General features: G+C 26.4%; 21 protein-coding genes. 13 read left to right on the top strand and 8 right to left on the bottom strand.

The genetic code is table 11. The annotated features are described in order from the left end of the window. Positions 1–66 precede the first annotated feature (66 nt). The 12 genes from ACTF56_RS00515 (at position 67) to ACTF56_RS00460 (ending at position 13,211) form a co-directional block, all read left to right on the top strand. Positions 67–1,026: a GDP-mannose 4,6-dehydratase gene (locus tag ACTF56_RS00515; protein WP_438964946.1), complete on the top strand. Its 960-nt coding sequence runs from the start codon at positions 67–69 to the stop codon at positions 1,024–1,026. After that, the gene (gene gmd, locus ACTF56_RS00510; protein WP_438964945.1) at positions 1,027–2,082 is read left to right on the top strand and encodes a GDP-mannose 4,6-dehydratase; all 1,056 of its coding nucleotides are present in this window, start codon (positions 1,027–1,029) and stop codon (positions 2,080–2,082) included. Position 2,083: 1 nt separating this feature from the next. Beyond that, positions 2,084–3,025: a GDP-L-fucose synthase family protein gene (locus ACTF56_RS00505; protein ID WP_438964944.1), complete on the top strand. Its 942-nt coding sequence runs from the start codon at positions 2,084–2,086 to the stop codon at positions 3,023–3,025. A gap of 36 nt (positions 3,026–3,061) precedes the next feature. Beyond that, positions 3,062–4,345 carry a lipopolysaccharide biosynthesis protein gene (locus ACTF56_RS00500; protein WP_438964943.1) on the top strand — a complete coding sequence of 428 codons (1,284 nt, stop codon included), beginning with the start codon at positions 3,062–3,064 and terminating at the stop codon, positions 4,343–4,345. Continuing rightward, positions 4,338–5,078: an FkbM family methyltransferase gene (locus tag ACTF56_RS00495; RefSeq protein ID WP_438964942.1), complete on the top strand. Its 741-nt coding sequence runs from the start codon at positions 4,338–4,340 to the stop codon at positions 5,076–5,078. The genes ACTF56_RS00500 and ACTF56_RS00495 overlap by 8 nt, the downstream gene beginning before the upstream one ends. Before the next feature lie 3 nt (positions 5,079–5,081). Continuing rightward, positions 5,082–5,810 carry a glycosyltransferase family 2 protein gene (locus ACTF56_RS00490; RefSeq protein WP_438964941.1) on the top strand — a complete coding sequence of 243 codons (729 nt, stop codon included), beginning with the start codon at positions 5,082–5,084 and terminating at the stop codon, positions 5,808–5,810. A 199-nt stretch (positions 5,811–6,009) separates the two neighbouring features. Next, a complete protein-coding gene (locus tag ACTF56_RS00485; protein WP_438964940.1) occupies positions 6,010–7,422 on the top strand; it encodes a WD40/YVTN/BNR-like repeat-containing protein in 1,413 nt (470 codons plus the stop codon). A 298-nt stretch (positions 7,423–7,720) separates the two neighbouring features. Continuing rightward, entirely contained in the window at positions 7,721–9,418 is a 1,698-nt protein-coding gene (locus ACTF56_RS00480; RefSeq protein WP_438964939.1) for an LIC_10190 family membrane protein, read from the top strand. Then, a complete protein-coding gene (locus tag ACTF56_RS00475) occupies positions 9,408–9,935 on the top strand; it encodes a hypothetical protein (protein WP_438964938.1) in 528 nt (175 codons plus the stop codon). Before ACTF56_RS00480 ends, ACTF56_RS00475 begins: the two co-directional genes overlap by 11 nt. 62 nt (positions 9,936–9,997) lie before the next feature. Next, complete coding sequence (locus tag ACTF56_RS00470; RefSeq protein ID WP_438964937.1) at positions 9,998–10,531, top strand: hypothetical protein; 534 nt, start codon at positions 9,998–10,000, stop codon at positions 10,529–10,531. 234 nt (positions 10,532–10,765) lie between these two features. Beyond that, positions 10,766–11,986, top strand: a complete 1,221-nt coding sequence (locus ACTF56_RS00465) for an O-antigen polymerase (RefSeq protein ID WP_438964936.1) — start codon at positions 10,766–10,768, stop codon at positions 11,984–11,986. Positions 11,987–12,338: 352 nt separating this feature from the next. Beyond that, positions 12,339–13,211, top strand: coding sequence for an O-antigen ligase family protein (locus tag ACTF56_RS00460; protein ID WP_438964935.1), 873 nt, complete (start codon positions 12,339–12,341; stop codon positions 13,209–13,211). On the opposite strand, the gene ACTF56_RS00455 is transcribed toward ACTF56_RS00460, so the two are convergent. Continuing rightward, positions 13,172–14,275, bottom strand: a complete 1,104-nt coding sequence (locus ACTF56_RS00455; RefSeq protein WP_438964934.1) for a glycosyltransferase family 4 protein — start codon at positions 14,273–14,275, stop codon at positions 13,172–13,174. The genes ACTF56_RS00460 and ACTF56_RS00455 overlap by 40 nt on opposite strands. A 58-nt stretch (positions 14,276–14,333) precedes the next feature. Between ACTF56_RS00455 and ACTF56_RS00450 the strand changes: the two genes are divergently transcribed. Continuing rightward, on the top strand, positions 14,334–15,563 hold the full coding sequence (locus ACTF56_RS00450; protein ID WP_438964933.1) for a WcaI family glycosyltransferase: 1,230 nt from the start codon (positions 14,334–14,336) through the stop codon (positions 15,561–15,563). 208 nt (positions 15,564–15,771) lie between these two features. Here the strand turns inward: ACTF56_RS00450 and rfbD are convergent, their stop codons facing one another. The 7 genes from rfbD to ACTF56_RS00415 all read right to left on the bottom strand — a co-directional run bounded on the left by rfbD (position 15,772) and on the right by ACTF56_RS00415 (position 22,649). Continuing rightward, positions 15,772–16,641 (bottom strand): dTDP-4-dehydrorhamnose reductase, encoded by an 870-nt coding sequence (gene rfbD, locus ACTF56_RS00445; protein WP_438964932.1) that lies wholly within the window; start codon positions 16,639–16,641, stop codon positions 15,772–15,774. Continuing rightward, a complete protein-coding gene (gene rfbC / locus ACTF56_RS00440; RefSeq protein WP_438964931.1) occupies positions 16,635–17,186 on the bottom strand; it encodes a dTDP-4-dehydrorhamnose 3,5-epimerase in 552 nt (183 codons plus the stop codon). The genes rfbD and rfbC overlap by 7 nt, the downstream gene beginning before the upstream one ends. A gap of 96 nt (positions 17,187–17,282) precedes the next feature. Next, positions 17,283–18,146 (bottom strand): glucose-1-phosphate thymidylyltransferase RfbA, encoded by an 864-nt coding sequence (rfbA, locus tag ACTF56_RS00435; protein WP_438964930.1) that lies wholly within the window; start codon positions 18,144–18,146, stop codon positions 17,283–17,285. A gap of 12 nt (positions 18,147–18,158) precedes the next feature. Further along, positions 18,159–19,115 (bottom strand): hypothetical protein, encoded by a 957-nt coding sequence (locus ACTF56_RS00430; protein WP_438964929.1) that lies wholly within the window; start codon positions 19,113–19,115, stop codon positions 18,159–18,161. Positions 19,116–19,121: 6 nt separating this feature from the next. Beyond that, the gene (locus tag ACTF56_RS00425) at positions 19,122–20,810 is read right to left on the bottom strand and encodes a DUF6909 family protein (protein WP_438964928.1); all 1,689 of its coding nucleotides are present in this window, start codon (positions 20,808–20,810) and stop codon (positions 19,122–19,124) included. A 38-nt stretch (positions 20,811–20,848) separates the two neighbouring features. After that, complete coding sequence (locus ACTF56_RS00420; protein WP_438964927.1) at positions 20,849–21,754, bottom strand: carboxypeptidase-like regulatory domain-containing protein; 906 nt, start codon at positions 21,752–21,754, stop codon at positions 20,849–20,851. A 1-nt stretch (position 21,755) separates the two neighbouring features. Then, positions 21,756–22,649 carry a carboxypeptidase-like regulatory domain-containing protein gene (locus ACTF56_RS00415; protein ID WP_438964926.1) on the bottom strand — a complete coding sequence of 298 codons (894 nt, stop codon included), beginning with the start codon at positions 22,647–22,649 and terminating at the stop codon, positions 21,756–21,758. Between the last annotated feature and the right edge of the window lie 27 nt (positions 22,650–22,676).

The raw sequence follows: 22,676 nt of genomic DNA, 5'->3' as shown, positions 1-22,676 counted from the left end.
TTGTTTGTAAATAAAGAGGTTAATTTAATTATAGTTTTATATTTGCAAGTCAAACTAATTTTTTAAGTGAAAAAAGCAATTATTACAGGTATTAACGGACAAGATGGTGCTTATTTAGCATCCTTTTTGTTAAATATGGGTTATACAGTAATTGGCTTTACTAGAAAAAAATCCAATAATTTTAAAGGATTAGAATATTTAAAAATTTTAGATAAGATTGAAGTTGTTGAATGTGATTTACTAAACATTAACAAAGTAGCTGAATTATTAAGTGCCATTCAACCTGATGAAATTTACAATTTAGCCGCTCAAAGTTCTGTTTATCAATCCTACAAAGAACCTATTAATACTTTTGAGTTCAATACATTAAGTGTTTTTAACTTGATTGAATCCATAAAAAATATAAATCCTAAAATAAAACTATACCAAGCAAGTAGCAGTGAAATGTTTGGAAGAGTTAAAAAACTTCCTATTACTGAGGAAAGTTTAATTCATCCTGTAAGTCCTTACGCCATTTCAAAAGTTGCAGCACATTATACTTGTGTGAATTATAGGGAAAGTTATGAAATGTTTATATCTTGTGGCATCTTATTCAATCATGAATCTTATTTGAGAAATGATACTTTTTTTATAAAGAAAGTTATAAGAGAAAGTTTGGAGATTTCGCTTGGGAAAAGAGACGTTTTAAAAGTTGGAAATATTGATATTAAAAGAGATTTTGGTTTTGCAAAAAAGTATGTTGAGGCCATGTATTTAATGTTACAACAAGATAAACCTTCGGATTTCTTGATTTGTTCTGGACAATCGGTTAGTTTGAGAGAAATTATCTATTATATTTTTGATAAACTAAAGATTTCAAAAGATTTGTGTATAATTGACCCTACATTTTACAGGCCTTCAGACATTGAAGATATTTATGGAATCAACGAAAAAGCAAAAAAAGAATTGAATTGGAATTACGATCTCAATTTTTTTAATGTTTTAGATATATTATTAGAAGAAGAAGTTAAAAATTATAAAAAATAAATGAAAGTAGCTTTAATAACAGGAATTAATGGTCAAGATGGCTCATATTTAGCTGAATTATTACTAGAAAAAGGATATGAAGTTCATGGTATAATTAGACGCAGTTCTACATTTAATACAGAACGTATTGAACATTTATATATTGAATCTTTAATAAAAGATCTGCATAACAAACAACAAATTAAATTACATTATGGAGACATGACGGACTCTACTAATTTGATTCGTTTGGTACAACAAATTAAACCTGATGAAATATATAATTTGGCAGCTCAATCTCATGTTAAAGTGTCTTTTGAATTGCCAGAATATACTGCAGAAACAGACGGAATTGGAACATTACGTTTATTAGAAGCGGTTAGGATTTGTGGTTTAGAAGAAAAAACAAAAATTTATCAAGCCTCAACTTCAGAGTTATACGGTAAAGTTCAGGAAATTCCTCAAACAGAAACTACTCCATTTTATCCAAGAAGTCCTTATGGTGTTGCCAAAATTTATGCCTTTTGGATTACTAAAAACTACAGAGAATCGTACAATATTTTTGCCGTGAATGGAATTCTTTTCAATCATGAATCTGAAAGAAGAGGCGAAACTTTTGTAACCAGAAAAATAACGCTTGCTGCTGCCAGAATTAAACATGGTTTACAAGAAAAACTATATTTAGGAAACCTAAATTCTTTAAGAGATTGGGGATATGCAAAAGATTATGTAGAATGCATGTGGTTAATGCTTCAACAAGATGTGCCTGAAGATTATGTAATTGCTACAGGTGAACAACACTCTGTAAGAGAATTTTGTGAACTTGCTTTTAATGAAGTTGGTGTAGAAATTATTTGGGAAGGAAAAGAAGAAAACGAAAAAGGAATTTGTAAAGCAACTGGAAAAACAATCATCGAAGTTGATCCAAATTATTATAGACCCGCAGAAGTGGAAACTTTATTAGGAAACCCAGCTAAAGCAAAACAAAATCTAGGTTGGAATCCTAATAAAACTTCGTTTGAAGAATTAGTAAAAATTATGGTTCAACACGATTTAGATTACGTAAAAAAATATTAAATTGGAAAAAACAGCTAAAATTTTTGTTGCTGGTTCTAATGGAATGGTAGGTTCAGCTATAGTAAGAGAATTGCAAAAAAGTGGTTTTCAAAATCTTTTAGTACCTAATTCTACAGAATTAAACTTAATTAATCAAACTGCAGTTGCCTCTTTTTTCGAGATCAACAAACCTGATTATGTGTTTTTAGCCGCTGCAAAAGTGGGCGGAATTCATGCCAATAACATTTATCCTGCTCAGTTTTTATATGAAAACATGATGATACAAAACAATGTAATTCATCATGCTCACTTGAACAATGTTAAAAAACTACTTTTTCTTGGAAGTTCATGTATATATCCAAAATATGCGGAACAACCCATAAGAGAAGATAGTTTGTTAACCGGAAAATTAGAACCCACAAATGAAGCTTACGCTATTGCAAAAATTTCAGGAGTTGAAATGTGTAAGTTTTACAAACAACAATACAGTTCCAATTTCATTTCTGCCATGCCTACAAATTTATATGGTATAAATGATAATTTTGATTTAAACAATTCTCACGTATTACCGGCTTTACTAAGAAAATTTATTGAAGCTAAAAATAATAATGCTAATGAAGTTTCAATATGGGGAAGTGGTGCTCCAAAAAGAGAATTTTTGTATGTCGATGATTTAGCTAAAGCTTGTTTGTTTTTAATGCAGAATTACAATGAACCAGAAACAATAAACATTGGAACAGGTGAAGATTTGTCTATTAAAGAATTAGCGCTTTTAATAAAGAAAACAGTTGGTTTTGATGGCAATCTTGTTTTTGATGCTTCAAAACCTGATGGAACACCACGAAAATTATTAGATGTTTCTAAAATAAACGCCATTGGCTGGAAACATGAAGTTTCTCTAGAAGAAGGTATTAATAAAACACTATCTTGGTTAAAAGCGCATAATTATAGCAACTTTAAATAAACTTAAGTGCATAAAATTCTAAACAATCATCTTGTCATGAGCGGTTTTTACAAAGGGGTCTCAGGGCTTTGTTTGTTTATATCCATAAGATTATTGTTAGATTATTTAGGTAATGAAAACTATGGGCTTTGGGTTTTAGTTTTTACATTATTTCAATTGGTTTTATTAATGGATTTTGGCATCCAAAGTTCTTTAAAAACCAAAATTCCTGTTTTGATACATGAACAAAAACTAGAATTAATAAAAAGCTATATAAAATCCACTTACAAAATATCGGGTTACATTGCTGTTTTTATTTTTATATCGTTTTTATTGTTTTCCTTTTTTTTCGACTTCAAATCCGCTTTTAATATTGAGTTTCAAACCAAACCATTCATTACTTTTCTTTTTGTGTTGAATGTTTTTTTCTTTTGTATCAACTTTATTGCCAATATTCATAAATCTTTATACGTTGCGTTTTTAAAAGGTAAATATTCCGAAGAATCTTTGGCCGTAAATCAAATTGGATTATTGCTTCTTTTTGCACTTTTGATTGTGTTTTTTCCAAATAATAACTCAGAAGAAAAACTAATTGCAATTTCTATTATAAATGGTTTATTTACTTTTCTAGTAAACTTGTTCTACACTTTGCGTTTTTTTAAAATGGAATCCTTGAGCTTATCAACAAAATTAAAAGCTAGTAAAGATTTTATAAAAGGCATACTACAATTAGGATTCAAATATATGATTATTCAAGTTGGAATGTTAATCATTTTCTCTTCTGATAATTATATTATTTCTAATGCTTTTAGTCCTTCTGAAGTTACACCTTATGAAATAGTAAATAAATTATTTCAATTTCCATTAATGATTTTGTTTGCTGCTTTATCGCCTCTTTGGTCTATGTTTGCAAAAAATTATATTGAAAAAAATAAAGAATCTTTATTAAACTCTTTTAAGAAGTTCAATAAATATTTTATTGGAATTAGTATTGTTGTAATAATTGGTGTTTTGATTAGTCCATATGTTATTTTATTATGGATAAAAGAAGCAGTTGAAGTTCCTAAATACTTAATTCTTTTAACAGGAATTGTTACTTTGTTGAGAATATTCACAACTTTCTATTCCTTTTTTTTAAATGGTATTGGAAATTTAACAGTTTATATCTCCATTTTAATAATAAGTATGCTAATAAAAATACCGTTATCCTATTTTTTTGTAGATTTGGGCTTTCGTGTTAATAGTGTAGTTATTTCATCTATAATTATACTATTGTTTTGGGTAATAATTATACCTTATAAATGTTACTCTTTGGTTAATAAAATTGAGGAAAATGAATAATTTTATATATAAAAACAAAAGCTTTTTATTAAAATTAAAAAGAGCTTTTAACAATTCTTTCGGTGTTGAGATTTTAAAATACCCAACACCGGAATTAGACAGAAGAATTAAACTTTTAAAAAACTTTAATATTGATGTAATTATTGATGTTGGAGCTAATATAGGTCAATATGGCTCAGAATTAAGAAATATAGGTTATAAGGGAAGAATAATTTCTTTTGAACCAACTTCTGAAGCTTTCGTTAAATTACAAAAAACGGCTTCAAAAGATGGTTTATGGGAAGTACATAACATGTCATTAGGAGAACGAAATGGTGAATCTGAAATAAATATTTCTAAAAACTCGGTTAGTAGTTCTATTTTGAATGATTTACCTCAACTTACAGCTAGTGCTCCAGAAGCCACTTTTATCAGAAAAGAAACTATTAAGATTAAAAAATTAGACTCTGTTTTTGATAGTTTAAATATAAAAGACAAAAACATTTATCTAAAAATTGATACGCAAGGTTATGAAAAAATGGTTTTAGATGGTGCAGTAGAATCAATAAAAAATGTACTTGGAATTCAAATTGAAATGGCTTTAATACCTTCTTATCAAGGAAGTTTAACCTTTGAAGAAATGAGCGATAAACTAAAAAACCTTGGCTTTAAACTTACCACCATAGAAAGTGGTCATTACAATAAAAAAACCGGAGAACTTATTGAAGTAGATGGTGTGTTTTTTAAAAATTAAACTATGAATACATTTCACAAACTTTCCATAATAATTCCGGCTTACAACGAAGGACCAACCATTCATTTTATTTTAGATAAATTACAACAAGTAGCTTTATTAAATAATATTGAAAAAGAAATTATAATTGTCAACGATTGTTCCAAAGACAATACAGAAGAGGCAATTAAAAATTATATGACTTCTAACCCAACCATTAACATTCAGTATTTTAAACATGAAGTTAATAAAGGAAAAGGTGCTGCTTTACATACCGGAATTCAAAAAGCAACGGGTGATTATTTAATCATTCAAGATGCCGATTTAGAATACGATCCTCAAGAGTATAATTTACTTTTAAAACCTGTTCTAGATGGTTTTGCCGATGTAGTTTATGGAAGTAGATTTATGGGCGGAAATCCTCACAGAATTTTGTTTTTTTGGCATACCATTGGAAATCGTTTTTTAACTTTTATGTCTAATATGTTTACTAACCTAAACTTGTCAGATATGGAAACTTGTTATAAGTTGTTTAATACTAAGGTTATACAATCTATACCATTAAGAGAAAATCGTTTTGGCTTTGAACCAGAAGTTACTGCAAAAATATCAAGAGTACCCAAAATAAGAATTTATGAAGTAGGTATTTCTTATTATGGAAGAACGTATGAAGAAGGAAAAAAGATAGGCTGGAAAGATGGCTTTAGAGCTATTTACTGCATTTTAAAGTATGGATTGTTTAAAATAAAGTAAATTGAAATGTAATCTTAAATGTTTGTGATTTAATATTATATTTTAAAAATAATCACTTGTTTTTCAGACATTTGAAGAAATTTATTATACTTTTACATTGTGTTTTTTATTTTTAAAATAAAATTTTATTTTTTATTTTACCAAGATTATGTTTAAAGAGAATTTATTTTATAAATTAGACTTACAAAAATTTTACATTATGAAAAAAAAAATACTTATATTTTTTATTTTTTTAATAATTAGTTGTAGTAAATCGATTGAAAGTAATGAGTTAACTGATGTAACTTCAGAATTATATCCCGTAATTGAAAACTATTCTACAGATTTAGGTTATTCGGGAGATGAAATTACAATTTATGGAACTAATTTTACAAATGATATCAGCAAAATTGATTTAAAATTTGAATATATATCTTCTGACTCACAAATAGTTTTAAATGCACAAATAATAGAATGTTCTATCAATCATATAGTTGTTAAACTTCCTGCAGGATTTAATTGTATTACTGATTTGAGATTGTTAATAAATGGCAGGCAGGCTTCAATATCAGATTCAATGCCGTATTTAAGATTTGGCGGTAGAATAGGAATATTAGATAATACACCTAATGTTTGGCATAAAATTGAGGATTATAAACTGAATCCGCCAAGTGGTTATGGTAATTCTGCTAGTAATAAAATAATAGTTGTAGGAGATGCAATTTATTATTCTTTTGGTGGTGATAGCTATTATTCATCTCAAAAAGTTTACAAAATATTAGATGGAGGATTAACATTTAGACAAACTGGAAAAGTCGACCAAAAAGGTAATGATTTTTATATTACTGAAAACCATGACGGCTTCTATTCTTTACGTGATCGTTTTGTAAGATATGGTATAGACCCTAATGTTGCTATTGATATTTTCCAATTTCCTTATTTATCTGCTAATTCATATTTTAATGGCGAAACAAATATAGTTGGTATTTATGTTTCTAATGATTTATCTATAACTTATCTAATAGATTCTAATAATAGAGTTTACACTAGTAACGATGGAGTAAATTTTACTAGATTTACTCAAGCGCCCTTTTTTAATACTAGGCATGTTTATTGTACATCTTTCTTAAACGAAAATAATCTATGGTATGCTGGTAGAAAAAATGGACAACCTATTCTGCAAAGTGGTGCTGTTATATCTTATGGTCCATATCAACCTTATATCGCCATAATTAAAAATGGAGTTTACAACCAAATTGTATTAAATAACTCTTTATATTCAAATTTTAGTGTAAATAAAATTAGTTTTATCAATGAAAATATTGGTTTTTTAAACCTGATAAAAAGTGATAATTCTAATTCAAAATTAATGAAAACGAGTGATGGTGGTCAAAATTGGAGTTTAGTAAATGACGATGTTTTTATGACAAATTTTTGTTTTAAAGATGAAAATACAGGATGGTATTGTTATCAAAATAAAATTTACAAAACAATTGATGGTGGTGTTAATTGGAGTTTAGACTATTGTTGTGACTCCAACATGAACTCAATAATAAATATTGCATACAAAAATGGGGTTGTTTATGCAATCCAATCTGAACGCTGTACGCTTTTAAAATACTTTACATATTAATAGTTCGTTCACTTAAATGTTTATTTTGAATAATATAAATGAATTATATAATTATATTTGTCCTTATATTTTATACATTTTATGTGTTAAATATAAGCAAAACAGAAATTTGAAACTTACTTGATAAAAATTATTTAATATCAAGATTATTTAATTCAAACTTTTAAAACAAGCCCTTTTCTGTTTGAACATAAAATAAATAAGCTCTTGTACTTGAGTTACTAAAACATTATGGAAATTTAAGTTTTAAGATTTTGTATATTTCATAATGGGCTCATTTAAAATTAATTAGTAAATTATGTTAGCGTATATTTTTTGTTTCTTTATAATAACTTTTATATTTATGAATATTGGATCTTTTGTTTCTTTCAAATTAGATTCGAAAAATAAATATGATAATTTTGATAATTTTTTTATTGGTTTTTGTGTAGTAGGTACTTTTTTAAATTTTTGGAGTTTATTTTTACCTACAAACATCTTTGCTTTTATTATTCTACTAGCAATATCATTATTATTATTATATATTTCTTTTAAAAACAATAATTTATTTTTAAAAAATAATTATGAAAAAATTATAAATGTTTTTATAAAACAAAAATCATTTTCTTTATCAATTTTACTACTATTTGTAATAATATTATTTACTTCTTTAGTTACTCCAAGATTATTCGATTCACATCTATATCATATTGGGTCAATAAAATGGAATGAAATGTATAGAGTTGTTCCTGGATTGGCAAATTTTCATGACAGATTTGGTTTCAATTCTTCTGTGTTTGTAATGAGTGCGGCATTTACTTTTGAAAGTTTTTTTAAACAATCTTTGTACTTGTTAAGTTCTGTTACGCTTTTAGTTTTTTTTGTTTGGTTAATTAAAATAGTTTTTGATAAAAAAGGGTTAGTAGCTATTTTATGTTTGTTTTTTATATATTTTTTCTATGAACAATACTATTTAGATATATCATCCCCTAGTTCTGATCTTATACCTAATATATTAATTTCTTATGTTTTTTTTAAGCTTTTAATTTTAGAAAAAATGATAAATAAACAATATTTGATAATAATAATTTTACCTATATTTTGTATTACTTTAAAATTATCAACATTACCAATTATATTAATAAGTTTTTATGCTATCTATTTAAAGAACAATAACAATATAAATTTTATTAAACAACTTACTCTTATTTCCATAGTTTTTATTCTACCATGGATAATAAGAAATATTATTATAACTGGTTATGTTTTATATCCTTTTGAAAGTTTGGACTTCTTTAATTTTGATTGGAAAGTTCCTGTTGAAAATGTTATTATAACTAAAGAAAGTATTTATGCTTGGGCTAGAATACCTTTTTTTGAATCAAACTATGTTTTAGAAAAATCATTTTCTGAATGGATTATAATTTGGTGGGAAATGACTTCTTTAAAGAACAGGAGGTTTTTTATAATAGCTTTAATTTCACCTTTTATTTTACTTTTTTTATATTTTAGAAACAAAAGAGTATTAAATAAAAATATTTTATTCTCCTTTATTATTTGTTACTTTTCTTTTATTTTTTGGCTTTTAAAAGCTCCTGATTTTAGATTTTCATTTTCTTTCATATTACTTTTAAATGTTTTTGTTTATTCACATTTTTTTAATCATAAATTTTTCTTGAATAAAAAAATAAATCACTTAATGATTATAATAACATTTTCAACTTTAATAATTTTATCAAAGAAATCTTTTGCTTTATTTACAGAGGACTATAAAATTTCGGAATATACTTCTTATATTTTTAAACCATTAAATTATAAGAAGTATGTTGAAAACACTAAAGCCGAATTTATTGAAAATGAATTTAAATTTAAAAACAACAATTCAATTATTTTATATAGCACCCCTGAAATAAATTACTTTAGATGTTTTGATGTTGTGCCATGTTCAGCATACTTAAACGAAAATATTAAATTAAGAGGAAACACATTACAAAATGGATTTAAATATGAAAAATAGATTAAAAAAAATTATCGTTTACATTTCTGGAATTATTATATGTGTTTCTATCTTTAATTATTTTGACACAAATAATAAGTTTCAATTAGAAATTGAGTACTTAAATAAGTATAATGACAAAGTTAGAATATATTACACAAAAGTTCCTGGAAAAGAAATAGATGGATCAAACTATATCGATTTGTATGTTTACGGAAAACCAAATTATCAAAAATTAACTATCAATTTTCCTGAATTTATTACTCCATATAATATTAGATTAGATATTTCTGAAAATCAAAAAATAGAAAAACTATCTATAAAAAACATTTCATTAAAATATGGAAATAGTTTAATTGATGGTGATAACGGTTTATATATGAATTATTGGAGCCTTAATGAAAGTATTATTTACAATAACGAAAACTATTATCATGACGTTATCGTTTCTCCTGTAGTAGGAAAAAAAATACCAATATTAATTTCGAATATTATTCTTAATGAAAAAATTAAGAATATTAAACCTTTTTTGTTTTGATAAAGTTTGAAAAATGTTTTTTTTAAATATACATTTGTTCTTCAAAATCTAATCATAAAAAAATGAAAATCATAAAAAAACTTTTATTGCTATCTTTTAGCACATTTATATTGGCTTGTGGAAAAGAAAACCCAAACAAAGAAGAAAAAAATAATAGCACCACTTTAGAAAATGTTGAATTATTAATCGAATTTAACTACAATACACCTGATAAGTTTATTGTTTATTATTCAACAGATTTAAATGAAGAAATTGACGGTTCTAAAATGATAGAAAAGAAAGTCTTTGGTGGAAATTACATGCAAAAACTAAATTTCAATTTCCCTAATGGTGATTTACCTAAAGTAATCAGATTAGATGTTGGTAAAAATCAAAAAGCAGAAAATATAATTATTAAAAATATTTCTATAAAATATAATAACAAAATTATTAATGGCGATGATGGTTTGTTTATTGCAAATTGGGATTGTAATAAAAGTATTATATTTGATGAAGAAAATTTAAAATATAATATTGTTCCTTTTGAAGGCAAAAAAGATCCTGTTTTGATATCTAATGTTAATCTAACGGAAGAACTTTTAAAATTATACAAATAATTAAAAGGCACTATATGTGCCTTTTTTTATAAAAAACAAATAATGGGTAAATCTATATTTTTAACATTCATCATAATTATATACTTATATATTATCTTGTTTTTTAGCTGCCCTATTTTACTTAAAATTTCATTTTCAATAAATTTTATATTACTCTTAGCGCTTACTTATTACAACATATTATTTGAAAAAAAATTCTCTCCTTTTTTAAGTGTTTTTATTGTATTTAATTTTTTGTTTTTTATTGTTGCTCCTTTAATTCAAATTAATGATATAACACAAAAAGGATTTGAAAACTCTGGGTCTTTTATGCAAGCTTTTCCTTTTAGTGAAAACATTTGCATTAGAGCAAATTCCTATATTCTTGTTTTTAACTTGGTTTTCAGTATTGCTTATTTATTTTTTAAAAATAAAATTAATTTTAAAAACAAACTCACTTATACCTATAATCAAGTACCTTTCTTTTTATTCATACTATTTTCTTTTACATTATTCATATTACTGCTTAATTATAAATCAATTATTTTTCAGTTTCAGCATGAATATTATGAAGAAGCTGAACAAACTAGTGTTTCACAATATTTGATAGTTCAAAAATTTTTATACTTTATTCCTTTCTCGGGCTTAATTATTTCATATTACTATTTAATTCAAAATAAAGGCTTTTCGGCCAATAAAAAGATTGTCTTATTCTTTTTTCTATACTTCTTGGCTGTAATATTAATTTTAAAAAATCCTTTAACAGAAAAAAGAAATGCTCTGGGTCCATTATATATTACAATGATATTTTTATTTTTTCATAAATACTTGTCAAATAATTATAAAGTACTGCGTTTGATGTTTTTATCCATGATTGTTTTATTTCCTGTATTATCAATAATAACGCACTCCAGGTATTCATTATCTCAAATGATTTCCAAACCTATCTATTTATATAAGAATATAGAGTATTTAAAAATTACAGATGCTTTTAATTCTTTACATTATGATGCTTATCCTAATTTTTTGGCAACAATAGATTATTTCGATAAAAAAAGTGTTGTTATAGGAGAACAATTATCGTGTAGTTTATTGTTTTTTGTTCCAAGAAGTATCTGGGAATCAAAGCCAGAAACAACTGGTTTTTTAATAGGTAATTATTTGATTGATAAGTATAATTTTAATTGGAATAATTTGTCAAATCCATATATTTCTGAGGGTTATATAAACTTTGGCTTTGTTGGTATTTTACTTTTTGCAATCATTTTAGCATATGTTTTTGTATTAATGATTAGATGGCTTCAAAGTGAAGACTATTTAAAATCTATTTTTGCGTTTTATTTTGCAATTTATTTAATGTATTTTTTGAGAGGAGATTTAACTAGTGGGTTTGCTTATATAATTGCATTTTTAGTTGCAACAGTTGTTTTTCCAAAACTATTATTAGCATTTATAAATTATTATGTTAAAAAATAAAATTACTTTAAGCTTTTTTGTAGAATTATTTTTATTGGTTAATAGTGCTACAATACTAATTCCAAATAGATTTAAAGCATATCCAATAATTATATTTTTATTTGTTAGTTTACTTTATTATAAAAAAGCAGAAAATAAAATTTTGTTCCCTTTCAAAAATTTCATTTATATATCTGTTTTAGTTATCCTTTACCTGATAAGTATTTCCCATTCATTGCAATTTAAAGAGGGTTTTAAAAGAATATCTACAATGTCTAGTATGATTGTGTTTCCCTTGATTTTTAGTTTACTTTTTAGTGCTTCTTTTCCATTACATAAAAAATTGCTTAAAAAATTGTTTTTAACATTTATTATGTCAAATTTCGTTTTTTGTTTTATAAGTTTTATATACGTACTTAATTTTGATGGTTATACGATAGTCGAAACATTTATTCATTACTCCAATTTAATAAATATTGGTTTAGGCCTATTCTCCATTCATCCAATTTACATGTCGTTATTTTGTGGGATTTCTATTTTAATGTTAATTTATTTAATAAAAGATAATGCCAATAAAAACAACATAATTTATATTTTACTGATCATATTTTTTAGCGTAGTAATTGCTGTTTTAATGAGAAAAGGTTCCATAATTTATCTATTTATAACTTTAGGATATTTGCTGTTTAAACTCTTTAATTTTAAAAAAACTATAGTTGGCTTGTTTGTTATTTTACTAATTACTGTTTTATCAATTCAATTTTTACCCAAATACAAAAATTATAATCGTTTTTTGGAAATAGTAAATAATTCAACCATTAATAATCCTAATAGCTCCACCAGTATCAGAACTAATATTTACAACTGTTCTATTGAAAAAATATTAGAAAGTCCTTTAATTGGTTATGGCGTTGGAAATACTCAAGATCAATTAAATCCATGTTACATTGAAAAAGGAATTGATTTAAGTACTAAAACTTACAATACACATAATCAATATTTTAGTATTTTAATGACTGTTGGAGTAGTTGGATTAATGATTTATTTGTTTGGTGTTTATAAAATATATAAAATATTTACTAAACAAAAAAACTATATTGGTATTAGTTTATTGCTGTTCTTTTTGTTAAATTTTAGTACAGAAAATTTAATAGAAAGAGAAAATGGAATGCTTTTATATTCGTTTTTTATTTCAACTTTTCTATTTTACAAAGAGGAAAAATCATTATCATACAAAGCACTATAAAACTCATGCGTTTCTCTACTGCATTTTTCCCAGCTGTATTTTTTAGAATCTTGGAATCCTTTGTCAATCAATTCCGTTCTAAATTCTTGTTTGTGAAGTTCTTTGGTCTTTAAATGAAATTCAGAAATAGACAATTCATTTAATAAAATGGCAGCATTTTCGGCAACTTCTCTTATTGTTGCATTATTTAATCCAATAACCGGACAACCAGCACGCATGGCTTCAACAACAGGAATTCCGAAACCTTCATAACTTGATGGATAAACTAGTGCACTAGCTTTGTTTAATAATAAATTGAGTTCTTTGTTTTCTAATGATGGAAAAAAGACAACTCTTTTTAAAGCTTCTTCTGTAAATAACTTTTTTTCTACTTCATTTAAATTTCCGCCACCAACAACAACAAGTTTATATTCTTTTGATTCATTTATAACATTTGCCACAAAATCGAAATTTTTATAGCTTGTTCTACCACCAATAAATAGTAAAAAATTATCTTCTAATTTGTTTTTGATTATAAATTCATTTTCAACTGTTGTATACTCTTTAATCGAAAAATAATCATCACTAACACCAACATGTATAACTGTCGCTTTTTGATTTGGTTTTAAAGGACATATTTTATTTAAATCATTATACGTGTTGTGTGATATACAAATTACTCCTTGCGCTCTTTTAATCGCATTAAATTTTAAAACGTTATGAAGTTGTTTTTTTGGAAAACTAGAATAAAAACTATGGATAAAATCATAAACTGTGGTCACTTCAATTTTATTTTTAGAACCTGATAAACCTCTATAATAACTTGAGTGATAAATAAATTTATCGTTGTTTTTATATGAAATTGGTAAAAACCTTTTTAAAGCACTTGACTTTACATCAATAATTTGGTTGTTTTCAAGAGATAATTTTTTTCTATGAAAATTTTCTAAGGCATTTAAACTTTCAAAATATTTTTTTTCATCATTTTGCTGATGCTCCAAATAATTAATCAATTCATACCAATAATTAGAAACACCACCGTTTTTAACTTTCGAAAAAATAATATTGTCTAAGTAAATCTTCATTTTATTTCGTTTTTTAACCTATATGTTTCTAATAAATTATATTTTTGTCAAAAAAAAATTGAGCACAAAAAAAACTATTACACTATTTACTGGAAATTATGCTCCAGAAGACACTGCAATAGGTCTTTATACTTCTCAGTTTGCTGTTTTTTTATCTAACAAAGGATATACTGTTTCTGTTATAACTGGTTTCCCTTATTATCCAAAATGGGAAATAGCTAAAGAATACCAAAACAAAAGTACTTATTTTAATGAAATAATTGATGGTATTAAAGTATTTAGATATAAACAATATATTCCGAAAAAGGTTTCTTTTATTGGTAGAATTAAATTAATGCTTAGCCTTCTTTGGGGAAATTTTCATAATGCTAAGAAAATTAAAAAAACAGATTTAGTTATTTGTATTGTTCCTTTTACAATTTCGGTTTTTACAGCCTACTTATTGGCAAAAAAAACTAAAGCTAAATTATGGGTTCATGTACAAGATTTTGAGTTTGATTTGGCTTTTCAATCTGGTTTATTACATGCTAGTTTTATTGGTAAATTATTTAAAAAAAGTGTTTTTACTGTTGAAAGGATGCTGTTGAATAAAGCTGATGTAATCAGTACCATTAGTTATAATATGATTGAAAAATCTAAAGAAAAAACTAATTTAAATAATGTATATTTCTTTCCAAACTGGATTTCGTCTAAAAATATTAATCCTTCTACAGCTAAACAACATCCTTATTTTAATGAAGATAAATTTACTCTTTTATATTCAGGAAATATAGGTGAAAAGCAAGATTGGAACCTTTTTGAAGCTTTGTGTGAGCAATTAATTTCCGAAAATATTGAAATTGTTATTGTAGGAAATGGGGCTTATGTTGAAAAACTTAAAAACAGATTGTCAAGATTTAATTTTATTCGTTTTTACGAACCCATTCCTTATAATGATTTGAATGACTTATTATGCAGTGCTGACCTTCATTTTCTTTTTCAAAAAATAAATGTTTTAGATACTGTAATGCCTTCTAAAATTTTAGGAATGATGGCAAGCGGCAAACCATCCATAATTACCGGAAATGAACATTCTGAAGTTTCTAGAATTTTTAAGGACAATGACCTAGAAGGATACTTTTCTACTGATGATTTAAACCCTATTTTAGATTATATAAAGAAAAATAAAACAGCCAAAGAAAATAACATAGCTGCTGATGAAAAAGCTAAAAATTATGTTTTAGAACATTTTTCTGAAGACAAAATATTAAATAATTTTGAAAGAGAAATTAAACAATTATTGTATTAAATTTAAGCTTTCTTCCCAACTATTAATCTCTACTCCAAAAACACGTTTAATCTTACTTAAATCAAATATTCAAAAAAGTTTTCAGAATTAATTATTGCAAATTGACTTTTTGGATATTTATTAGTAAATGATAAGGGTAATTTTGCTTTTGTTTTAGAATAATAATCGATAATTTTCTGTTATAATGGAAAAATATCGTGTGTTTTTTCTATTGTAATGGAAAATTATAGGGTTTTAACGAATTTTCCCAATTTTTAACCTCAACATTAAAAACCTTTTTAATCTTACTTTTATCCAAAACACTGTAAGCTGGTCTTTTGGCTGGTGTTGGATAATTTGTTGATGGAATAGGTTGTAAATCTATGTTGATATTATTTATTTCAAAGATTTTTTTGGCAAAATCGTACCATGAGCAGTGTCCTTCGTTGCTGAAGTTATAGATTCCATAATTAGATGCTGAAACAAGTTCAGCATGACAAGATTCAACGATTTTAATTAATACTTCTGCTAAATCCACTGCATTTGTGGGTGTTCCTATTTGGTCATCAACAACAGATAAACTATCTCTTTCTGAACCCAAACGCAACATGGTTTTCATAAAGTTATTACCAAATTGAGAATAAACCCATGATGTTCTTATGATTAAATGTTTTTCCCAAGTATTTTGAATCACTATTTCTCCCTCTAATTTAGTTTGTCCGTAAATTCCAGTTGGATTGGGAATGTCGTTTTCATTGTAAGGTGTTTTTTTTGTACCATCAAAGACAAAATCTGTTGAAACATGTAATAAAACAGTGTTGTTCATTTTACAAATTTTAGCCAAATTCTGTGCGCCTAAAACATTAATTGAGTAGGCTTTTTCAGGTTCAGATTCAGCTTTATCAACCGCAGTGTAAGCAGCTGCATTTATACAATAATTTGGAAGAACTTCTTTAAACACAGCATTAACGTTATCATAATCTGTTATGTCTAATGTTTTTGAATCACAAAAAACATACGCAACTTCAAGATAATTTTTAGCAACAAATTGAAGTGATTGCCCTAATTGTCCGTTGGCTCCAGTAACTAAAACTACCATACTTTTTTAGCGTTTTTCAATTCGGGTAAAACCTGGTCTTTTTCGGAAATGATACATTTTTCAATTGGAAATTGCCAATCAATATTTAGATTAACATCATTAAAAAGTATTCCTCCTTCACTTTCTTTATTATAAAAATTATCGCATTTGTAAAAAAATGTTGCTGTTTCGCTTAAAACAATAAAACCATGAGCAAAACCTCTTGGAATAAAAAATTGTTTCTGATTTTCAGCAGATAATAAAAGAGTTTCGTGTTTTCCAAAAGTTTCAGATTCTGGTCTAATATCAACCGCAACGTCTAAAACTTCTCCATCTAAAACACGAACTAATTTTGCTTGAGCATTTACTCCTGTTTGGTAATGTAAACCTCTTAATACGCCTTTAGAAGAATAAGATTGATTGTCTTGAACAAAATGGATTTTTTTGCCAATTCCGTTTTGAAAAGTGTTTTCGTTAAAACTTTCCATGAAATAACCTCTTTCATCAGTGATTATTTTGGGTTCTATGATAAAACATCCTTTGAGTTTTGTTTCAATAAAATTCATATTCATTAATCAATTATAATAGAAAAAATCAATATTAAAAGGTGAAATTTTTCTTTTCTCTTTGTTCTAATTTCTTTTCTCTATTTACTTTTTCTTCTATTCTTTTATTAAACTCATTAAATGTACTCCGTAACCGCTTTTAAGTAATGGTTTTGCTAATTCTTGAAGTTGATTGGCATTAATAAAACCCATTTTATAAGCAGCTTCTTCTATAGCTCCAATTTTTAATCCTTGTCTTTCTTCTATCACTTGAACGAATTGACCGGCTTGCATTAACGATTGAAAAGTTCCTGTATCTAACCAAGCTGTTCCTCTATCTAAAATACTTACTTTAAGATTTCCTTTTTTGAGATATTCTTTATTAACATCCGTTATCTCTAATTCACCTCTATGACTTGGTTTTATATTTGCTGCAACCTCAACTACCGAATTGTCGTAAAAGTAAATTCCAGGTACTGCATAATTTGATTTAGGGTTTTCGGGTTTTTCTTCAATGGAAAGTACATTCCCTTCTTTATCAAAATCAACAACTCCATAACGCTCTGGATCATGAACATGATAAGCATAAATAATTCCTCCGTCTGGATTGTTATTAGCTTGAAGTAATTCGGCTAAACCTGTTCCATAAAAAATATTATCTCCTAAAATTAGAGCCACTTTATCATTTCCTATAAAATCTTTTCCAATAATAAAGGCTTCGGCCAAACCGTTCGGATTTTCTTGAACTGCATATTCAAAACGGCAACCTAATTTTTTTCCATCTCCTAATAATTGCCTAAATAAGGGCAAATCATGTGGTGTAGAAATGATTAAAATTTCGTTGATTCCAGCCCACATTAATGTAGATAATGGATAATATATCATTGGTTTGTCATAAATAGGCATTAATTGCTTACTCACAGCCAAGGTTAATGGGTGAAGTCTAGTTCCTGAACCACCTGCTAATATTATTCCTTTCATACTTATTTAGTATTAAACTTTTCTAAGTTTTTGTTTGTTGTAAATTTTCATAAATGCAAATCCAAATAAGTAAATGAAAACAAATATAAGTGGAAGTAAAACTTTTGAATTCAGCATAAAAGGAACATAATTTCTAATGTTTAAAATACTGCTTTCTTCTTTTATAATTTTATCATAAATAATTTTACTTGATTTTAATCGTTGAGATTCTGTAATTAAAAAATCTTTTTTATCAACTAAATCAGGAATACTACTGTTTTCAGAAATAGAAATATTTCCTCCTCCATTTTTATTACTAGAAAGTAACAAAATAATATTATCAATTTGTTTTACAAGAGAATCATTAGCCACTAATTTGTCTTCTAAATTTTGTTGAACTACTTTTTGCTGTTTTAAGAAAAAATCACTTTTGTTTAAGAAATTAAGAATTGGATTAATCAAGTCTTCTCTTTTCCACATTCCTTTAGTGACTATTGAAATTTTATGATGGTAATAATTTTTACTGGTAATTTCATTCTCTAAAATTTTTTCTAAATCTCCATCTTCAGCCATTAATTTAATTAACTCAAAATTATTTTCTTGTTCTTTATTGTTAACAAAACTATACACAGCAGGATAAGCTTCAATATCAATGCTCATGATGTCTTTAAAATCATGAATGCCTACTTTTTTAAAAAATTCTGGATCTTTCTCTTTTAATTTGGTATTTATTTCCTCTATTGATTTATATAAATACTCATTACTTCCAAAATTAGGGATTACCGATAATTCATGTTCATACCTTTTTTTTCCGTCTAATATGTAAGCTGATGCTATTCCTAGTATCAACAAGACTACAATAATGATTATTTTTTTTTGTATGAAGAAAATAAAATCGAAAATTGTATTTACTAAACCACTAAAAAAATCTCCAATCTTTTTAAATAATTGACCTAAATCTATTTCTTGTTCTTGAGAATTTGTACTCATTTATGATTATTTTACGTTGAATATTTGTTCTAAAATTTTTATTGTAATTAAATAGGTTGGTTTAACTCCTGTAGTTCCTAAACCACCTGAAGCTAGTGTGCTTCCTGTTTCTAAAGGATTGTCTGAAGCGTAGTAAGCATATCTAACTTTTACATTTGGATTAATGCTTTTTCTAATTTTGGAAGCCGATTGAATGGCTTTTTGATAATAAGAACCTTCCATTTCTAAACCTATAGCTTCCCAAGTAGATTCGTGGAAAAATTTTAATAAATCTCTGTTTTGAAGTGATGTTCCTAAAACCGTAACCATTGGTCCAGCAAAAACAGGAATGTCATTGCCTTCAAACATTGCAGCAGTTAATTCGTTTTCAAAAGGATAATTGTCTGCTGTTCCTTCATTTACGTGAGCATTTGGAATCATGATGTCTCCTTTTCCTCCTTGTAAAATTCCAGCTTTTCCCATTATTGAAACCGATTCTACATTTAAGAAAACCTTAGACTTATCCATTTTGTAGGGTTTTAATAACTCATCAATAGTTTCATAAGCTTGTTCTCCAAAAGCGTAATCCATGACAATTAAAACCGGTTTTTCTTTATCTAATTGAGCTGACGGGAAAGCAGATTTTTTAAGATCAATTTGAGCGGTATCAAAAATTTGAACATCAATATTGGTTCCTGAAGTATCTGGTAAAGAAATCATGCCGTTTTTAACGGCAAAATCTTCCACTTTTTTACGTAAATCTTTATTTTCAGAACTGCTTAAATCTTCAAAAATTTGAAAATCGTTGGTGTTTTTATAATTTTTTCCAATTACTGGTTCTGCAAAAATAGAATTCATAACACTGTGCATATTGGCACTAATGATATGAATGGGTCTGTCAATTAACTTGTTTTTTTGTAAAACTTGTTTAATGTTAGTTGCCCAAATATCACCGTAAATATGATGTCCAAGTCGTTCTCTTAAAATTGGACTGAAAGTAATGGTTCGTTTGTTGTTTAATAACACTTCTTCAATGGCTAATTTTCCCAACCAATACACAATGTGTAAAAAGCGTTCTGGTGCTTCAGGTGTAGCAAAATCGGGATATATGGCTTGTACTTCTGCAAAAGTTCTTCCTAAAACGTTGGATATATGAGAAATGGCTTTTTCTCTATCCACAACAGTTAATTTTTTGTTTTGAGAAACAATTTCTTCTAATTTTTGCCAATCACGAGTTAGTTCACCGGATTCATCAATTAGAACTCTATCTTTTATTTTGTGAGATTCGATGAAAATAAACGTCAAATGGGTCAAAATATCATAAATGTCCGAACGACCACGAGTGATTTCCACATTCATTTGTTCGTCGTCAATTCTGTAACAATTTCTTCTTCTTTTTGGAGGAACAATGGCTTTGAAGTGCGAGTTAGAATATCCTTCGTCTGAAGTTAAATTGATAAAGCGACATTGTTCAATTCCAACAGGAAGTCTTTCAATTACATACAATAACCCATTTAATTCGACTTTTTCTTCGGCAATACTTCCATATATTTCAGGTCGTAAGGACAACAAGGCTTCACGAAGCGTTTCCCCTGATATTCCCATGGGTTTATAAAAACCTCTATTGAAAAGGTGGCGCATGCTTATATATAAACGCTCAATTGCAGCTGAAGATTCTTGTGCTCTGGAACGTGATATGTTTTTAATTTCTTTCATTTTGTGTATTTAACCTGCAAATATAGGATTTTTAGTTTTTAGTTGGTTAAAGTAATTTCTATTGAAGGAACTAAATATTTATCATGATATTTTCTCATCAATAAATTTTCGTAACTCTTAGGTTTATCCAATTTAACTTTATCTTGTTTTGTCCAATTTAAGGTGTTATTAGCATATAAAACATTGTTTTGTTCTGACGGAATATAGGCTAAATTAGGTTCATAAGAACAACTTTTTATTGTGCTTTTAACTTTAGATGAATTTTTATACTTTCTTTCTAAGCAAAATTTATTTTCTTTAATTAATAATTTTTCAAACACAATAAAAAAACCGTTTTCGGGAATTTTTATTTTTAAATTAGATACATCTTCAACGTTTTTTTTACTTCCTTTTTTTATATCAACTAATATAGGTTCATCAATAATGTCTGTACCTAGAGACAAATCTGTATTACATTCAACAATTCTTATCCTAATTTTTGAGTTTTTTAATTTAGAAATTGTATGAAATTTAATTTCTTTCAAATAAGGGTGTTTTTCAGTTTCTTCGTTAGATTCAAAATATATAGCATTAAAATTATAATTCAAATGCCAACGAAAACCACTAGATTCATAATTTCCAACTTTAAATTCTTTAGTTTTTTTTGGTGTTTCTAGAACTATTTCTTCCATTTCATAAACGATAGATTTCAAGTAAACCTGCTTTATTTCGGTAGATTTTATGGTTTTTGTTTCATAACCCAAAGCTGAAAAAATAATATTCTTTTCTTCTTTTATATCTAATGAAAAAACACCGTTTTCTTCTGAAGTTGTACCAATATTTTCGTTTTCAACCCAAATATTGACATAAGCAATTGGTTTACCTGAAATACTATCTAAAACGACACCTTTGATTTGGGCAGAAAGGGAAAATGTGGCTAGTAAAAAGATGAGTATTTGTTTCATGTTAATTGGTTAAAGTTAATTCAATTGCTAATTCTCCAAATTTATCTTGATATTTATTCATTATTTTAGAATCTTCAAATTTATTTTTTTTGGATTCAAACCACTTACCTACCATAAATTTAAAAGTTAAATTATTTTCTGAAGGTATTGTTCCAATAAATGGTTGATAATTATAATCTCTTTTATATTCAGTACCTTCTTTTCCTAATCTAACTTCATAATCGTATCTATTTTCTTCTATTATGATAGATTCAAAAGCAATAAAAATACCTTCTTTTGGAATATTAATTTTATACTCTTCTAAATTTATAGTATTGTCGTTTTTACCTTTTTCTACCGTAATTAAAATATTTTCATCAATATAATCATTACTAGGATTTCCGTCTATATCCACTTCAAAAAATCTTAGTATTATTTTTGCATTTTCAATTTGTGATAAACTTAAAAACTTGATTTCTTTTAAATATGAATATTCTGCAATTTGATCTGTATATTCGATTTTTTTAGCTAAAATTGTTGGCTGTTTTCCAGCGCCGTAATATAAATTAATTTTGTTTTTTTTATATTTATTGATGGTGATTTTTTTTGTTTTCTTTGGTTCAGAAACCATAATTTCTTCCATTTCATAAACGATAGCTTTCAAGTAAACCTGCTTTATTTCGGTAGATTTTATGGTTTTTGTTTCATAACCCAAAGCTGAAAAAATAATATTCTTTTCTTCTTTTATGTCTAATGAAAAAACACCGTTTTCTTCTGAAGTTGTACCAATATTTTCGTTTTCAACCCAAATGTTGACATACGCAATTGGTTTACCTGAAATACTATCCAAAACAACTCCGTTTACTTGGGCAGTAAGGGAAAATGAGATTAGTAATAAGAGTAAAATTTGCTTCATAATTTTTTATTATGTAAACCTCAAAGG

Origin of the sequence: Flavobacterium sp., assembly GCF_965657075.1 — a bacterium.
Lineage (GTDB): Bacteria > Bacteroidota > Bacteroidia > Flavobacteriales > Flavobacteriaceae > Flavobacterium.
The sequence above is the reverse complement of the archived record's forward strand: the minus strand, read 5'-3'. Positions and strand labels throughout refer to the sequence as shown.

Excerpts from the sequence above, each read along its gene's own strand:
- gmd (WP_438964945.1), top strand. The coding sequence starts at position 1,027 with ATGAAAGTAGCTTTAATAACAGGAATTAATGGTCAAGATGGCTCATAT.
- ACTF56_RS00500 (WP_438964943.1), top strand. The coding sequence starts at position 3,062 with ATGAGCGGTTTTTACAAAGGGGTCTCAGGGCTTTGTTTGTTTATATCC.
- ACTF56_RS00495 (WP_438964942.1), top strand. The coding sequence starts at position 4,338 with ATGAATAATTTTATATATAAAAACAAAAGCTTTTTATTAAAATTAAAA.
- ACTF56_RS00490 (WP_438964941.1), top strand. The coding sequence starts at position 5,082 with ATGAATACATTTCACAAACTTTCCATAATAATTCCGGCTTACAACGAA.
- ACTF56_RS00485 (WP_438964940.1), top strand. The coding sequence starts at position 6,010 with ATGAAAAAAAAAATACTTATATTTTTTATTTTTTTAATAATTAGTTGT.
- ACTF56_RS00480 (WP_438964939.1), top strand. The coding sequence starts at position 7,721 with ATGTTAGCGTATATTTTTTGTTTCTTTATAATAACTTTTATATTTATG.
- ACTF56_RS00475 (WP_438964938.1), top strand. The coding sequence starts at position 9,408 with ATGAAAAATAGATTAAAAAAAATTATCGTTTACATTTCTGGAATTATT.
- ACTF56_RS00470 (WP_438964937.1), top strand. The coding sequence starts at position 9,998 with ATGAAAATCATAAAAAAACTTTTATTGCTATCTTTTAGCACATTTATA.
- ACTF56_RS00460 (WP_438964935.1), top strand. The coding sequence starts at position 12,339 with ATGTCAAATTTCGTTTTTTGTTTTATAAGTTTTATATACGTACTTAAT.
- ACTF56_RS00455 (WP_438964934.1), bottom strand. The coding sequence starts at position 14,275 with ATGAAGATTTACTTAGACAATATTATTTTTTCGAAAGTTAAAAACGGT.
- rfbD (WP_438964932.1), bottom strand. The coding sequence starts at position 16,641 with ATGGTAGTTTTAGTTACTGGAGCCAACGGACAATTAGGGCAATCACTT.
- rfbC (WP_438964931.1), bottom strand. The coding sequence starts at position 17,186 with ATGAATTTTATTGAAACAAAACTCAAAGGATGTTTTATCATAGAACCC.
- rfbA (WP_438964930.1), bottom strand. The coding sequence starts at position 18,146 with ATGAAAGGAATAATATTAGCAGGTGGTTCAGGAACTAGACTTCACCCA.
- ACTF56_RS00430 (WP_438964929.1), bottom strand. The coding sequence starts at position 19,115 with ATGAGTACAAATTCTCAAGAACAAGAAATAGATTTAGGTCAATTATTT.
- ACTF56_RS00425 (WP_438964928.1), bottom strand. The coding sequence starts at position 20,810 with ATGAAAGAAATTAAAAACATATCACGTTCCAGAGCACAAGAATCTTCA.
- ACTF56_RS00420 (WP_438964927.1), bottom strand. The coding sequence starts at position 21,754 with ATGAAACAAATACTCATCTTTTTACTAGCCACATTTTCCCTTTCTGCC.
- ACTF56_RS00415 (WP_438964926.1), bottom strand. The coding sequence starts at position 22,649 with ATGAAGCAAATTTTACTCTTATTACTAATCTCATTTTCCCTTACTGCC.